Annotated in this window: 14 protein-coding genes; 12 read left to right on the top strand and 2 right to left on the bottom strand. The window is 71.1% G+C overall.

Annotation, left to right across the window (positions count from 1 at the left end; all coding sequences use genetic code 11):
- The first annotated feature begins 33 nt into the window (after positions 1-33).
- The 3 genes from M3190_RS05035 to M3190_RS05045 all read left to right on the top strand — a co-directional run bounded on the left by M3190_RS05035 (position 34) and on the right by M3190_RS05045 (position 3997).
- On the top strand, positions 34-1506 hold the full coding sequence (locus M3190_RS05035; RefSeq protein WP_251579150.1) for a GuaB1 family IMP dehydrogenase-related protein: 1473 nt from the start codon (positions 34-36) through the stop codon (positions 1504-1506).
- A 113-nt stretch (positions 1507-1619) separates the two neighbouring features.
- On the top strand, positions 1620-2948 hold the full coding sequence (locus M3190_RS05040) for a hemolysin family protein (protein WP_251579152.1): 1329 nt from the start codon (positions 1620-1622) through the stop codon (positions 2946-2948).
- Positions 2945-3997 carry a hemolysin family protein gene (locus M3190_RS05045; RefSeq protein WP_251579153.1) on the top strand — a complete coding sequence of 351 codons (1053 nt, stop codon included), beginning with the start codon at positions 2945-2947 and terminating at the stop codon, positions 3995-3997. The genes M3190_RS05040 and M3190_RS05045 overlap by 4 nt, the downstream gene beginning before the upstream one ends.
- 30 nt (positions 3998-4027) lie before the next feature.
- Here M3190_RS05045 and M3190_RS05050 read toward each other — a convergent pair whose 3' ends face one another.
- Positions 4028-5101, bottom strand: coding sequence for an NADH:flavin oxidoreductase/NADH oxidase (locus M3190_RS05050; RefSeq protein WP_251579155.1), 1074 nt, complete (start codon positions 5099-5101; stop codon positions 4028-4030).
- 22 nt (positions 5102-5123) lie between these two features.
- Here M3190_RS05050 and M3190_RS05055 point away from each other — a divergent pair, with 22 nt between their 5' ends.
- The 9 genes from M3190_RS05055 to M3190_RS05095 all read left to right on the top strand — a co-directional run bounded on the left by M3190_RS05055 (position 5124) and on the right by M3190_RS05095 (position 14144).
- Entirely contained in the window at positions 5124-5957 is an 834-nt protein-coding gene (locus M3190_RS05055; protein ID WP_251580402.1) for an ADP-dependent NAD(P)H-hydrate dehydratase, read from the top strand.
- A 42-nt stretch (positions 5958-5999) separates the two neighbouring features.
- Positions 6000-7214: a glycosyltransferase 87 family protein gene (locus tag M3190_RS05060; protein WP_251579157.1), complete on the top strand. Its 1215-nt coding sequence runs from the start codon at positions 6000-6002 to the stop codon at positions 7212-7214.
- Between the two features lie 15 nt (positions 7215-7229).
- On the top strand, positions 7230-7571 hold the full coding sequence (locus tag M3190_RS05065) for a thiamine-binding protein (protein ID WP_251579159.1): 342 nt from the start codon (positions 7230-7232) through the stop codon (positions 7569-7571).
- Complete coding sequence (locus M3190_RS05070; protein ID WP_251579161.1) at positions 7568-8785, top strand: MFS transporter; 1218 nt, start codon at positions 7568-7570, stop codon at positions 8783-8785. Before M3190_RS05065 ends, M3190_RS05070 begins: the two co-directional genes overlap by 4 nt.
- A gap of 63 nt (positions 8786-8848) precedes the next feature.
- Entirely contained in the window at positions 8849-9331 is a 483-nt protein-coding gene (locus M3190_RS05075; protein WP_251579163.1) for an SRPBCC family protein, read from the top strand.
- On the top strand, positions 9328-10782 hold the full coding sequence (locus M3190_RS05080) for a phytoene desaturase family protein (RefSeq protein WP_251579164.1): 1455 nt from the start codon (positions 9328-9330) through the stop codon (positions 10780-10782). Before M3190_RS05075 ends, M3190_RS05080 begins: the two co-directional genes overlap by 4 nt.
- Positions 10783-10883: 101 nt before the next feature.
- On the top strand, positions 10884-12272 hold the full coding sequence (locus tag M3190_RS05085) for an extracellular solute-binding protein (protein WP_251579166.1): 1389 nt from the start codon (positions 10884-10886) through the stop codon (positions 12270-12272).
- A 1-nt stretch (position 12273) separates the two neighbouring features.
- Positions 12274-13212, top strand: coding sequence for a carbohydrate ABC transporter permease (locus tag M3190_RS05090; protein ID WP_251579168.1), 939 nt, complete (start codon positions 12274-12276; stop codon positions 13210-13212).
- A complete protein-coding gene (locus tag M3190_RS05095; protein ID WP_251579170.1) occupies positions 13209-14144 on the top strand; it encodes a carbohydrate ABC transporter permease in 936 nt (311 codons plus the stop codon). The genes M3190_RS05090 and M3190_RS05095 overlap by 4 nt, the downstream gene beginning before the upstream one ends.
- A 3-nt stretch (positions 14145-14147) precedes the next feature.
- On the opposite strand, the gene metX is transcribed toward M3190_RS05095, so the two are convergent.
- Complete coding sequence (gene metX, locus M3190_RS05100; RefSeq protein WP_251579172.1) at positions 14148-15350, bottom strand: homoserine O-acetyltransferase MetX; 1203 nt, start codon at positions 15348-15350, stop codon at positions 14148-14150.
- Between the last annotated feature and the right edge of the window lie 10 nt (positions 15351-15360).

Below are 15360 nucleotides of genomic sequence, written 5' to 3' on the forward strand. Positions count from 1 at the left end.
CGCGGGGGGTCGACGGTCGCCTAGCGTTGGGGTATGCACTTCTCCGGTGAGCGACCCGCAGGCGATCTGACGTACTCCGACGTGTTCCTCGTGCCCCGACGGTCGGACGTGACCAGCCGCCTCGACGTCGACCTGTCGCCGGGGGATGGGACGACCGCCACCATCCCCATCGTGGCCTCCAACATGAACTCCGTCACGGGGCCGCGGATGGCGGCGACGCTCGCCCGTCGCGGTGGTCTGGCGGTGCTGCCCCAGGACATGCCTCTGCAGGAAGTGGATGCCGGCATCCGCTGGGTGAAGGACCAGCCTGTGCGCTGGGACACTCCGCTCGTCCTGACGCCCGACGCGCTGGTCGCAGAGGCCGCCGCTCTCCTGCCACCGGCCGCAGGACACGGGATCGTGGTCGCCACGCCGTCGCAGCACGGCACGAGCGGACCGCAGGTGCACGTCGACGACATCCTCGGCATCGTGCCGGCCGAACGCCTCGGCACCGCCCTGCCCGACGCGCGGCTCGGAGATCTCGTGCGCGGACGTGCGGCATCCATCGACGCGGACGACGTGGACTCCGCCCGCGCGGCGTTCGACCTTCTGGTCGCGGCGGATGCCGACATCGTCACCGTCCTGCAGCACGGCCATCTCGTCGGCACGCTCTCACAGCGCACGGCGTTGCGCTCCTCCCTCTACCGCCCCGCCGTCGACGCCGACGGACGGCTCATCGTCGCTGCGGCGGTGGGCATCAACGGCGACGTCGCCGCGAAGGCGCGGGCTCTCGCGGCGGCGGGTGTCGACGCGCTCGTCGTCGACACCGCGCACGGGCATCAGGAGAGCATGATCCGCGCGCTGCGCGCCGTGCAGGCGGAGGGTCTCGATCTGCCCATCGTCGCCGGCAACGTCGTCACCGCCGAGGGCGTGCGTGATCTCGTCGAGGCGGGGGCGACCATCCTCAAAGTCGGCGTGGGCCCGGGCGCCATGTGCACGACGCGCATGATGACCGCCGTCGGCCGCCCGCAGTTCTCCGCGGTGCTGGAGACCGCCGAGGCCGCCGCCGCCGCAGGCGCGCACGTGTGGGCCGACGGCGGCGTCCGCTACCCGCGGGATGTCGCGCTCGCCCTGGCGGCGGGTGCGGCATCCGTCATGATCGGCTCGTGGTTCGCGGGCACGATCGAGGCGCCCGGCGATCTGCGGGTCGATGCGGAGGGGCGCGTCTTCAAGGAATCTTGGGGCATGGCGTCGACGAAGGCGGTCCAGGGGCGGTTCGGCCGGCTCGACCCCTTCGAGCGTGCACGCAAGGAGCTGTTCGCGGAGGGCATCTCGTCCTCGCGCATCTACCTCGACCCCCTGCGCCCGAGCGTGGAGGACCTGCTCGACATGATCACGTCGGGCGTCCGCTCCTCGTTCACGTACGCGGGAGCCGCGACGGTCGCGGACTTCCACGAGCGTGCCACCGTGGGCTTCCAGTCGGCCGCCGGGTACGAGGAGGGCAAGGCCTTGCCCGTCAGCTGGTGACTCCACCGCCCGCCGTGACGGGTGTGCCGTAGAATCATCCGCACAATGGACGACCCTCCCAGTAGACCCTCGCCCCACCGACCCTGCTCCCCGATGATCGGGGGTGACGTGTGATGGACTACGTCATGTTGGGCGTGGGGCTGCTCCTGACCGTGGGAACCGGTCTGTTCGTCGCGAGCGAGTTCGCCCTGGTGAACCTCGACCGAGCCGACCTCGAGTCCCGCCGTGCCGCGGGCGAGAGTCGGCTGTCGCTGACGATCAACGCTCTCCGGATCACGTCGACGCACCTGTCGAGCGCTCAGCTCGGCATCACGCTGACGACTCTGCTCACCGGTTACACGATGGAACCGGCGCTGTCGAACCTCCTGAGCCCGGTCCTCGCACTCTGGGGTGTGCCGGAAGCGGCATCCCGCCCCATCGCGACCGTCGTGGCGATCACCGTCGCGACGATCTTCTCGATGATCATTGGCGAGCTCGTCCCGAAGAACTTCGCGCTGGCCGTCCCGCGTCAGACCGCCAAGCTCGTGATGGGCTTCCAAACGGTCTTCACGACCGTCTTCCGACCCGCCATCTCGCTGCTCAATGGCAGCGCGAACGCCGTGCTGCGGGCGATGGGGGTCGAGCCCAAGGAAGAGCTGTCGGGCGCGCGCACGGCCGAGGAGCTCTCGAGCCTCGTGCGCCGCTCCGCGAGCGCCGGCGTCCTCGAGGAGGACACCGCCTCGCTGCTGGATCGCACGCTGACGTTCTCGCGTCTCACGACCGCTGACGTCATGACCCCGCGCCCGAGCGTCCACGCCGTCGCCGCCGACGACAGCGTCGAAGAGGTGGTCCAGCTCGCCCGACGCACCGGCCACAGCCGGTTCCCCGTCTACGGCGAGTCGATGGACGACATCACGGGCATCGTCCACCTCAAGCAGGCGGTGTCGGTGCCGCGCGAGCGTCGCGCGGACGTCCCGGCTGCGGCGATCGCCGAGGAGCCGCTCCGTGTTCCGGAGGCCGTCCACCTCGACGGGCTGATGTCGGAGCTGCGTTCGCGCGGCTACCAGATGGCGATCGTCGTCGACGAGTACGGCGGGACGGCCGGCGTCGTCACGCTCGAGGATCTCGTCGAGGAGATCGTGGGCGAGGTGCTCGACGAGCACGACCGCAGCCGCGCCGGCGTCGTCCGCGCGAAGGGCTCGATCATCTTCCCCGGCGACCTCCGTCCCGACGAGGTGCTCGACCGCACCGGCATCCGTGTCCCGGAGGGCGACGTCTACGACACGGTCGGCGGGTTCATCATGGCCACGCTCGAGCGCATCCCCGCGGTCGGGGACGAGATCACCTTGGAGGACGGGACCATCACCGTGCAGCGGATGGACGGCCGTCGTGTCGACCGCGTCAAGTTCGTCCCCGCGCCCGTGCCGGTCGGCGCCGAGACCGAAGGGGGTGGTCGTCGATGAGCGACTGGGCCGGAATCGCCTGGCTGGTCGTGCTGCTGATCGCCAACGCCTTCTTCGTCGGCGCGGAGTTCGCCGTCATCTCGGCGCGACGCTCGCAGATCGAGCCCCTGGCCGAGAAGGGCTCCCGTTCGGCGAAGACCGCGCTGTGGGCCATGGAGCATGCGACGCTCATGCTGGCGACGTGCCAGCTCGGCATCACGATCTGCTCGCTGCTCATCCTCAACGTGTCGGAGCCGGCCATCCACCACCTGCTGGCGGTGCCGCTCGAGGCGATCGGCCTGCCCTACGCCGTGGTGGACGTCACCGGCTTCGTGATCGCTCTGCTTCTCGTCTCGTACCTGCACGTGGTGTTCGGTGAGATGGTGCCGAAGAACCTGGCGTTCTCGCTCCCGGACCGCGCGGTGCTTCTGCTCGCGCCCCCGCTGGTCTTCGTCTCCCGCGTCTTCCACCCGATCATCGTCGCGCTCAACTGGATCGCGAACCACGTGGTCCGGCTGTTCCGCGTCGAGCCGAAGGACGAGGCGGCCTCGACCTTCACGCTCGACGAGGTCGCCACGATCGTCAATCAGTCGCGTATCGAGGGTGTCCTCGACGACGCCTCCGGTGCCGTGGCGATGGCGGTCGAGTTCACCGACAAGAAGGCGAAGGATGTCGCGGTCCCGCTCTCCGAGCTCGTGACCCTGCCCGAGACCACGACACCCGACGAGATCGAGCGGGCCGTCGCCCGTCACGGCTTCTCGCGGTACGTGATCGTCGACGACGAGGGGATGCCGCTCGGCTACGTCCACCTGAAGGACGTGCTGCGCGCCGCGGAAGGGGCGGATGCCGACGCCACCGTCGAGCTCCCGATCAAGCCGAAGCGCATCCACCACATGATCCCGATCGGCGAGACCACCGACCTCGAGGACGCCCTCGCGCTCATGCGTCGATCGAGCCGCCACCTCGCACAGGTGCGCGACTCGGCGGGGGAGACGACCGCGGTCCTGTTCCTCGAGGACATCATCGAGGAGCTCGTCGGCGAGGTGCATGACGCCACTCGCCGGCTGTGAGGCCTCGCAGGGCGTCGTCGGTGGCCGGTCTCAGTGCCGGCGGGCGCGGAGGTACTGCGGCGGCCACAGCGCCGCTGCCTCCGCGTCGCCGAGCTCGTCGGCCGCGTGCAGGGCGAAGTGCGGGTCGCGGAGCCAGCCGCGTCCGATCATGACGGCGTCGGCGAGACCGTCCTGCAGGACCGCCTCGGCCTGCGGGCCGTCGAGGATCTCGCCGACCGCCGTGACCAGCAGGCCGGTGCGCTCGCGGACGGTCGCGGCGAACGGCACCTGGTAGCCCGGGCCGGTGGTGATCCGCTGGTGTGCGACCAGGCCGCCGGTGGAGATGTCGATCACGCGTGCGCCGCGTTCGCCGACCCAGGCGGCGACCGTCGCGGTCTCCTCGACGCCCCAGCCGCCCTCGGCCCAGTCGGTCGCCGAGAAGCGGACGGCGAGCACCCGGTCGGGTGCGGCGTCGCGGACGGCGGTCACGACGCGCAGCAGGAGCCGTGCACGGTTCTCGAGCGATCCGCCGTACTCGTCGGTGCGCTCGTTGGACAGGGGTGAGAGGTACTGGTGCAGCAGGTAGCCGTGCGCGGCGTGGACCTCCAGCAGGTCGAACCCGGCCTCGTCGGCGCGGCGGGCAGCCTGGGCGAAGGCGTCCACGAGGGACTCGATGTCGTCGGCACTCATCGCGACCGGCTGCGCATACCCGTCGAACGCGATGGCGGAGGGAGCCACCGTCGTCCAGCCGCCGTCGGCGGCGGCGACGGTGCCGCGCTCCGCGTCCCACGGGCGGTGCGTCGACGCCTTGCGGCCCGCGTGCGCGAGCTGCACGCCGGCGAGGGCGCCGCGGTCGTGGATCGCCGCGACGATCGGGGTCCAGGCATCCCGCTGCGCGTCGTTCCACAGCCCGGTGTCCTGGGGCGAGATCCTGCCCTCGGGGGTGACCGCCGACGCTTCGGCGATGACGACCCCGGCACCACCGGCTGCGAACTGCGCGAGGTGCACGTGGTGCCAGTCGTTCGGCACGCCCTCGACCGCCGAGTACTGGCACATGGGCGACACCCAGAGGCGGTTGCGCGCGGTCGCACCGGTCAGCTCGAGGGGGCGGAACAGCAGGGTCATGGGTGGACTCCGTCGCAGTAGGGTGGGCGCCATGGCGGCGCAGGGATGGACGAGGGCGGACACGGCCGAGGTCGTCTCCGAGCCAACGGCGGACGATGACAAGTATTCCCGCGGCGTCGTCGGCATGCGCACGGGGTCGACCGCGTTCCCGGGCGCGGCGGTTCTCGGGGTCGACGCGGCGTGGCGGTGCGGTGTCGGGATGGTGCGGTACCTCGGACCGGAGCGCGCCGCGGACCTGGTCCTCGCCCGCAGGCCCGAGACGGTGACCGCCGAGGGCCGTGTGCAGGCGTGGGTCATCGGGTCGGGGACGGATGCCGCGCACCGCTCGGCACGCGAGCGCGCCGCCCTCGCCGCCGTCCTCAGCGGAGACGTCCCCGTCATCGTGGACGCGGGCGCCCTCGACCTCGCCGGCGAGGCCTCGGCCCCGGTCGTGGCGACGCCTCACGGACGCGAGCACCAGCGGCTGCGCCGGATGCTCGGGCTCGATCCGGACACGGACGACGCCTCCGAGACCGCGCGGGCCCTCGGCGGCGTGGTCGTCCGGAAAGGGGCGACGACGGTGATCGCCGCGCCGGACTCCCCGCCGATCGAGATCACCGCGCCGACCTCCTGGCTGGCGACCGCGGGGACCGGCGACGTCCTGGCCGGCACAGTCGGTGCCGTGATCGCGGGTGTCATCGGTCGAGGCGCGTCGCCGGGTGACCTCGCCGCGGTGCAGCGGGCCGCGGCATCCGCTGTCTGGCTGCACGGGCACGCGGCGGCGCTCGCCGTCGCCGCCCACCGCGGCGGACCCATCGCCGCGCTCGACGTGGCGGAGCATCTGCCGCACGCCGTCGCCGATGCACTGCGCGGCTGAACCGCGTCACGGCCCGCGCGGGCACGCCCGTAGGCTGGGCGCGTGACGAATCGCGTGCTGCTCTGGGCCGCGTTCGCGCTCGTCCACCTGGGTGTGGGGGTGCTCGGCTTCGTCCTGCCGAACGAGCCGATGGGCGATGTCTACCGCGTCTACGAGCCGTGGTCGCGCGCCGTCTTCTCGGGTGGGGGAGTCGTCGGGGTGACCCAGGACTGGGTCTACCCGCACCTCGCGCTGCTGCCCATGCTCCTCGCGCATCTGCCGGGTGCCCTGGTCGGCGACTACACCGTCGGCTGGGCGGTCCTCGTGACCCTCATCGACGCGGTCGCGTTCGCCGTGCTCATCGGCCGCGTGCGCTCCCGGGGCCGGGTCGCCGCGGCGGTGTTCTGGCTCGCCGCGATCGTCTGCCTCGGACCCGTCGGGATGTACCGGATCGACGCGATCTCGGTTCCGCTCGCGATCCTCGGATGCCTGTGGCTGGTGCGCCGGCCGGGGACCGCCGCCGCCCTCCTCGCCGCGGCGACGTGGATCAAGGTATGGCCGGCGGCGCTCCTGGCGGCGGCGGTCGTCGCCGTCCGCCGTCGTGCAACGGTGATCGCCGCCGCGGCTCTCGTGAGCGTCGCGGTGCTGGGCGCCGTGGTCGCCGCCGGTGGTGCGGACCACGCGCTCGGATTCGTCACCGGGCAGACGGGGCGCGGACTGCAGGTGGAGGCACCCGTGAGCGCCCCCTACGTCTGGGGTGCGCTGCTCGGATCCGACGGAGCCGCGGTCTACTACGACCTGGGGCTCCTGACGTTCCAGGTCACGGGACCTCACGTCGACCTGGTCATCGCCGCGATGACGCCCCTGCTCGCCGCGTCGGCCGCCGCCGTGCTCCTGATCGGGGTCTGGCGGCTGCGCCGTGGCGCGCCGTTCGTGCGGCTGTTCCCGGTCCTTTCGCTCGCGCTCGTGCTCGTGCTCATCGTGGTCAACAAGGTGGGATCTCCGCAGTTCCACACGTGGCTGTTCGCTCCCGTCGTGCTCGGGCTCGTGATCGACCGTCGTCGGTGGACGGTCCCGGGGGTGCTCGTGCTGATCGCTGCGGCGCTGACGCAACTCGTCTACCCCGTGCTCTACGGCGGCATCGTCACGCCGGCCTTCCCCGCCGTGGCGGTCCTCACGCTCCGCAACCTCGTTCTCGTCGCGCTCCTTGTGTGGATGGTCGTCAGACTCGTGCGACTGCCGGCATCCGTCGTCGCAGCCGTCCCCCTCACCCACTGATCCGGAGGTCCTTCCATGCTCGTCGCCTTCTCCGTCGCCCCGTCCGGGAACGGCAATGCGGATGGTTCCGTTCACGACGCCGTCGCGGCGGCCGTCGCGGTCGTCCGCGCCTCGGGCCTGCCGCACCGCACGACGAGCATGTTCACCGAGGTCGAAGGGGAGTGGGACGAGGTGATGGCCGTGGTCAAAGGTGCGGTCGACGCCGTGCAGCCCTTCGGCTCGCGGGTCTCGCTCGTCGTGAAAGCCGACATCCGCCCCGGCTACACGGGCGAGATCGACGGGAAGATCGCGCGGCTCGAGACCGCCATCGAATCGATTCGTGATGAGCGCGGGAGCGGGACTACGATCTCGGAGTGACCTCCGCCCCCATCCGTCCCCGCCGCGCCCTCCTCGCGCTCGCCGTCGGCAGCTTCGGCATCGGCATGACGGAGTTCGTCGTCATGGGGCTCCTCCCCGAGATCGCGCGCGAGCTCCTGCCGTCGACCTGGGCGACCTCTCAGGAGGATGCGATCGCCCACGCGGGGTGGCTCATCACCCTCTACGCCCTCGGGGTCGTGATCGGGGCGCCGACCATCGCGGCATCCGTCGCCAAGTATCCGCGTCACCGCGTCATGGTCCTCCTCGCCGGCGCGCTGACCTTGTTCAACGCGCTCACGCTCCTCCTCCCGACGTTCGAGCTCGTCGCGGCGTCGCGGCTGCTGGCGGGGCTTCCCCACGGTGCGTACTTCGGCATCGGCGCGCTCGTGGCCGCCGACGTCATGGGGCCGGGCAACCGGGCCAAGGGCGTGGCGTTCGTGCTGACGGGCCTCACGGTGGCGAACGTCGTCGGGGTGCCGCTGGGCACATTCCTCGGGCAGAACCTGGGCTGGAGATGGGCGTTCGTGCTCGTGGTCGCCATCTTCGGTGCCGCGACGGCCGCCATCGCCGTCACCGTCCCGCGCCGCGCCGGCGAGCCGTCCCGCACGCTCCGCGCGGAGCTCGGGGTCTTCCGGATCGGCCAGGTCTGGTTCGCGCTCGGGGTCGGGGCCATCGGCTTCGGCGGATTCTTCGCGGCGTACACCTACGTGTCGCCGCTGGTCACCGAGGCGGCGGGGTCGCCGGCGTGGGTCGTTCCGATCGTGCTCGTGATCCTGGGGCTCGGGATGACGGCGGGCAACCTCGTCGGCGGGCACCTCGCCGACGTCGACCTCATCCGTGCGATGTTCGGCCTCCTGGGGCTGCTTGCGCTCTCGCAGCTGCTGCTGGCCCTGACCTCGGGCTGGATCGTCACGGTCGTCGTGTTCGTCTTCGCCGTGGCCTTCGCCGCGTCGGCCGTGAGCCCGACCATCCAGACGCGCCTGATGGATGTCGCGGGCGACAACCAGTCGATCGCGGCGGCCCTCAACCACTCCGCGCTCAACACCGGCAACGCGCTCGGTGCTGCCCTCGGAGGCGCCGTGATCGCGGCCGGCCTCGGCTTCACCGCGCCGGTGTGGGTCGGGTTCCTGCTCGCTCTCGCCGGACTCGGCGTCGCAGCCCTCAGCATCGCGCTGGAGCGGCGGAGCCTCGCCCGCACCCTTGTCCGCGCCTGACACGACCTCGGAGGCGGCGCAACCCCGTCGGCTGCGGTGTCCGTGACTCGATAGCGTCGAGCCATGTCCCGCAACTCGCGCCTGTTCGCCTGCACGCCTGCTGACGTCTTCGCCGTCCTCGAGGACGGCTGGCTGTTCCCCGCATGGGTGGTCGGAGCGTCCCGGATGCGGGAGGTGGCGGACGCGTGGCCGGCCACGGGTTCGCACCTGCACCACTCGTTCGGTGTGTGGCCGGTGCTCATCGACGACTCGACCGAGGTCCTCGCCTACGATCCGCCCCGCCACATCCTGCTGCGGGCGAAGGGATGGCCGATGGGGGAGGCCCAGGTGGACATCCAGGTGAAGCCGCATCGCGACGGATGCATCGTGCGCATCCAGGAGGAGGCGGTGGCGGGGCCGGGCAGTCTCATCCCGCAGCCTCTCCTCGACGTCGCGCTCCAGCTGCGCAACCACGAGACCCTCCACCGGCTGGCCTACCTCGCGGAGGGACGCGCTGTGCGGCCCACCGATGAGACCACCGCCGAGGACGAGGGCGTCCAGGGGTGAGCGACGTCGACGCGGTCGTCGTGGGGGCGGGGCCCAACGGGCTCGCCGCAGCCGTCACTCTCGCCCGGGCAGGCTTGGCCGTCCGCGTCTACGAGAAGGGCGCGACGATCGGCGGGGGCGCGCGCACCGCCGAGATGACTCTCGCGGGCTACCACCACGACGTCTGCTCCGCCGTGCATCCGCTCGCATTCGAGAGCCGGTTCTTCCGCGAGTTCGGACTCGGGCAGCGAGTCGACTTCGTCGTCCCCGACGCGTCCTTCGCGCATCCCCTCGACGGCGGCCGCGCGGCGGTCGCCTATCGCGACCTCGACCGCACCGCCGAAGGACTCGGTCGCGACGGGGACGCGTACGCGCGCTTGCTGCGCCCGCTGGTGGACCGCGCGTCCGGTGTCGCCGACTTCACGGGGCATCCGCTGCTGCGGGTGCCTCGGCATCCGCTCGCGGCCGCGTGGTTCGGTGCCCGGACGCTGGAGCAGGGGAGCCCGGCCTGGAACGCACGCTTCCGCGAGGAGGCCGCGCCCGCCATGCTCACGGGTGTCGCGGCGCACACCATCCTGCCGCTGCCGAGCCTCGCCGGTGCAGGGGCGGGGCTCGCCCTCACGACCTATGCGCACGCGCGCGGATGGCCGATCCCGGTCGGCGGCAGCCAGCGCATCGTCGACGCGATGGCCGACGATCTACGCGCCCACGGGGGTGAGATCGTGACCGATCACGAGGTGACCTCACTCGCCGAGCTGCCCGCCTCCCGGGCCGTCCTGCTCGATGTCATCCCGCGCGCGTTCCTGCGGATCGCGGGGGACGCGGTCCCCGCCGGATACCGCAGCGCCCTCGAACGGTTCCGGTACGGCGGTGCGGTCGCGAAGGTGGACTTCGCGCTGTCGGGTCCGGTGCCCTGGGCGAACCCGGAGGTGGCGGCCGCCGGGACCGTGCACGTCGGCGGCACGCGTGCCGAGGTGGCGGCATCCGAGACCCTCATCTCCCGCGGCGGCCTGCCGGATGCGCCGTACGTCCTCGTCGCGCAGCCGTCGGGGTTCGATGCGTCGCGGGCGCCCGCGGGCCACCACACGCTGTGGACGTACACGCACGTGCCGTCGGGATCGACGGCGGATCGCGCCGAGGCGGTGATCGCCCAGATCGAACGATTCGCACCGGGCTTCCGCGACCTGATCCTCGCCGTGAACTCGCGCAACGCGGTCGAGGTCGAGGCGGAGAACCCGAACTACCCCGGCGGCGACATCGCGGCCGGCGCCCCTGCCCTCTGGCAGCTCCTGAAACGCCCCGTGGTGTCGCCCGAGCCGTGGCGCACGCCTCTCGACGGCGTGTACCTCTGCTCCGCGTCGGTGAGCCCGGGCCCGGGCGTCCACGGTCTGGCCGGATGGCACGCCGCCCGGTCCGCGCTGCGGCACACCTTCGGGACCCGCATCGCACCCGACCTCTCCCCGCGCGTCTAGACCACTTCTCGACACGAATCAATCCCCTCCTCCACTGCCGCGTCGCGTTCCTAGCGTGCGCCGCAAGCGCTCGAGTGGGCGCTTCGCGTGAGGAGGCGCACATGGACATCACGACGCGGCGCACGGTGACGGCGTTCGGCGGCGCAGCGGCGACCGCGGCCCTGCTGGTGGGGTGCGCAGTCGGTACCGGCGGCCAGGGGGACGGCGGCGCCCAGTACGAGGCGGATGCCGAGCTCACCGGCGATCTGCAGGTCATGGGCTTCAGCGGTGTCGACGAGGTCGCGACGAGCCGGATGGAACTGGCGGAGCAGGAGCTCGGCGCGGACGTGGACGTCTCGCTCATCGAGGGCGAACTCGATCTGCAGCAGTTCCTCTCCGCTGTCGCCTCCGGCAAGCCGCCTGCCGTCGTCTACGCGAACCGCAACCAGATCGGGTCGCTCGCGGCCCGCGGCGCGATCGTCCCACTCGACTCCTGCATCGAGGGAGAGTCGATCGACACGTCGATGTACGTCCCCGCCGCGCTGGAGCAGGTCACCTTCGACGGGTCGGTCTACGGCATCCCGGAGTTCAACTCGATCCAGATCACGATGGCGAACGCCGATCTGCTCGCGGATGCCGGGGTGGGCATCGACGCGGTGAACGGGTCGGACTGGGAGGCCATGTCCGCCGCCAACGACGCGCTCGCCTCCGCGTCGGGCGGGCGACTGGAGGTCATCGGCGTCGACAGCAAACTGCCGGAGTTCCTGCCGTTGTGGGCCAAGTCGAACGGGGCGGACCTGATCTCCGAGGACGGGCGCACGGCACAGCTCGACGACCCCGCCGTCGTCGAAGCTCTCGAATGGGCGGTCTCGATCTACGACGCCCAGGGCGGCTTCAGCGACGTGAAGGCCTATCGCGACTCCGCGGACTTCTTCGGCGCGGGCAACCAGTTCGCCACCGGCGTCCTCGGCGCGATGCCGATGGAGCAGTGGTACGTCAACGTGCTCAACGACGTCTCGCCGGACGCCCCGCTCGCCTTCGACACGGTCCACACGCGCGACGGCGACACCGTCGCGTATGCGTCGGGTTCGGCATGGGCGATTCCCTCGGGAAGCCCCAACCCCGAGGCCGCCTGCCGGTGGGCGCGCGCGATGACATCCGTCGATGCGTGGGAGGCCGCCGCGAACGCCCGCCTGGAGCTGCGCGAGGCCGAGAGCAAGCCTTTCACCGGCATCCTGACCGGCAACGCCGAGGCCGACGCCATGATCCAGGGGATGGTGACCTCAGGCGGGGAGCCCTGGGACACCGCCGTCGACGCGATGTACGAGGCCAACGAGGCATCGTTCTCGCTGCCGGCCAACCCCGCCGACGCCGAGTTCACGACCGCGATGCAGGATGCCGTGAACAAGGTCCTGAACGGACAGGCCGAGCCGCAGGCAGCCCTCGGGCAGGCGCAGGAGGCCGCCCAGAAGGCACTCGACGACGCCTGGGCGGAGCTCGAGGAGCGCTGACATGTCCACCGTCGTGGCGGCAGACCGCACCCGGTCCCGTCGCCGCGCCGCCCGGCGCAACACCCGGTCGGCGCTGCTGTTCCTCTCGCCGTGGATCATCGGCTTCGGTGTCTTCACGGCGTGGCCGCTCATCTACAGCGCGTATCTCTCGTTCACCGACTACGACGTCATCAACGACCCGTCCTTCGTCGGGTGGGACAACTACGTCGAACTCTTCGCCGATCCGAAGATCGGGCTCGCGCTCGCCAACACGTTCACCTTCATGGTGATCCAGGTCCCGGCGTACGTCGTCGTCTCACTCGCCCTCGCGGTTCTCCTGAACAGTGCCGGGCGGTCGTCCGGCTTCTTCCGGACGATGGTGTTCCTCCCGAAGATGACGCCGCCGGTCGCCGTCGGCATCCTCTTCCTCCTCCTGTTCAACGGACAGAACGGACTCATCAACGCCGGTCTCGAAGGCGTCGGCGTCGACGGGCCGAGCTGGACCACCGACCCGGCGTGGGTGAAACCGGGCCTCGTGATCATGAGCCTCTGGACGGTGGGCTCGTCGGTCATCATCCTGCTCGCGGCGCTGCAGTCGGTACCCGAGGAGCTCTACGAGTCCGCGCGTCTCGACGGCGCCGGCCGCTGGCACCGGTTCCGACACGTGAGCCTGCCGATGATCAGCCCGGCGCTGTTCTTCATCATCGTGGTCAACACGATCGCCGGGCTCCAGACCTTCGACGAGGCCTACACCGCCTTCTTCGGCGCGGGGAACTCGACTTACAGCAACGACGCCGCGCTCTTCTACGTCATCTACCTGTTCCAGCAGGCCTTCCAATTCCTGAACATGGGATACGCCTCGGCCATGGCGTGGCTGCTCTTCGTCCTCATCCTCATCGTCACCGCCGTCCAGCTCGTCGTCTCGCGCCGGCTCGTGTACTACGAAGGCGGCGGACGATGACCGGTCTGATGTCGGGTCCGACGGGCGCCGCCGCGTCGGCGGAGGGGCGGGATCCGGCATCCGCGAAGGACCCCGTCGACACGGCCGCCCCGCAGCGCCGACGTCGGCCGAAGGTGTCGCGGATCGTGTCGATCGCGCTCCTCGTGGTCGTCACGATCGCCTTCGCGTACCCGTTCGTCTGGCTCGTGAGCGCGTCGTTCAAGCCACGCGGCGAGGTGTTCGACAACAAGCTCGTCCCCGACACGTTCACGCTCGAGAACTACGGCCAGGTCTGGCAGGAGGCGCCGCTGGCGCTCTGGCTCGTGAACACGCTCGTGGTGACGGTCCTGGCAGCGGTCACGGTGACGATCTCGAGTTCGATGGTCGCGTGGGGCTTCGCCTATTTCCGCTTCCGTGGTCGGAACGTCCTCTTCGGGCTGGTGCTCGCGTCGATGATGCTGCCCGGTGCGGTGACGATGATCCCGACGTTCCTCATCTGGAACTCGCTCGGGTTCGTCGGCACCCTCGTCCCGATGTGGGCGCAGAACCTGTTCGCGAGCGCGTTCTACGTCTTCCTGCTGCGGCAGTTCATCCTCACCCTGCCGCGCGAGCTGTTCGAGGCCGCGCGCGTGGACGGGGCGAGTCAGTGGGCGGTCTTCTGGCGCATCGCGGTGCCGCTGCTGCGGCCGACCCTCGCGGTCGTGCTCGTCTTCGAGGTGCAGGCGGCGTGGACCGACCTGATGCGCGGGCTCATCTACCTGCGCGACTCGTCGACGTTCACGATCCCGCGGGGGCTCAAGTCGCTCGTCGACGCCTTCGGCTTCGGCGGGGAGTGGCACTGGGAGATCATCGTGACGGCGAGCGTCATCGCGACGGTGCCGATGATCCTCGTGTTCTTCCTCGCGCAGAAGCAGATCATCCGCGGCATCAGCACGTCAGGGCTGAAGGGCTGAACATCAGCTCTCGAGGAGGCGGCGCAGGTGCCGGCCGACGGGCTCGGTCTCGATCAGGAACCCGTCATGGCCGAAGTCGCTGTGCAGGACGACGGTGCCCTCGTCGATCGTGGTGCGGATGCCGCGGCTGATGCGGTGCTGCCCCTCCACCGGGAACAGCCGGTCGCTGTCGATGCCGAGCACGAGGGTGCGCGCCGTCACGCGGGCGAGCGCGTCCTCGACACCGCCTCGGCCCCGCCCGACGTCGTGGGAGTTCATCGCCTCGACGAGGCTCAGGTAGGAGTTCGCGTCGAAACGGCGGGTGAAGCGGTTGCCGTGGAAGTCGAGGTAGCTCTCGACGGCGTACCGGCCGCCCTCGCCGAACGGGCTCTTGTCGGACTGCCATGACCGCTGGAAGCGTTGATTGAGTTCGACCGGGGTGCGGTAGTTGAGCAGGGCCATGCGCCGCGCGAGCGACAGGCCGCGGTGCGGGCCGTCGCCGTCCGGCGCGTCGTAGTAGTGTCCACCGGCGAAGCGCGGGTCCATCTGGATGGCCGCCAGCTGCACGGAGTTGAGCGCGACCTGATCGGCTGTCGTCGTCGGCGGCGAGCACAGGACGGCGAGGCGCTCGACCCGCTCAGGGTGCGTGACCGCCCACTCCAGGGCGTGCATACCGCCCATGGAGCCGCCGACCACTCCCGCCCAGACGTCGATGCCGAGCGCGTCGGCCAGCATGACCTGCGCGGCGACCTGGTCGCGGATCGTGAGGAAGGGGAAGCGGGAGGCCCATTCGTAGCCGTCGGGAGCGATGCTGGCGGGCCCGGTCGACCCCTGGCATCCGCCCAGGATGTTCGGCGCCACGACGAACCACCGGTCCGTGTCGATCGCGGCTCCGGGACCCACGACGTCGCCCCACCAGCCCTCGGTCGCGTGCCCCGGGCCCGCCCCGCCGCGCACGTGGCTGTCGCCGGTGAGGGCGTGCAGGATCAGCACGGCGTTGTCGCGGGCAGGGGAGAGCTCGCCCCACGTCTCATAGGCGAGACGGATGCCGGGCAGGCTCGCGCCGCCCTCGGTGGCGAACGCGCCGAACTGTGCGAATCGGCGCTCGCCGACCGGGTCGCCGTCTCGCCACGCCCCGGTCGCGGGAGGGCGCCCCAGCAGCAGCCGCGCATCGGCCTCGGTCACGGGCGCCGAGGGCACCGTGTCCTCCGAGGTCTGCCAGTCCATGTCTCCATTG

Origin of the sequence: Microbacterium oleivorans (genome assembly GCF_023715745.1) — a bacterium.
Taxonomy (GTDB): Bacteria; Actinomycetota; Actinomycetes; order Actinomycetales; family Microbacteriaceae; genus Microbacterium; species Microbacterium oleivorans_D.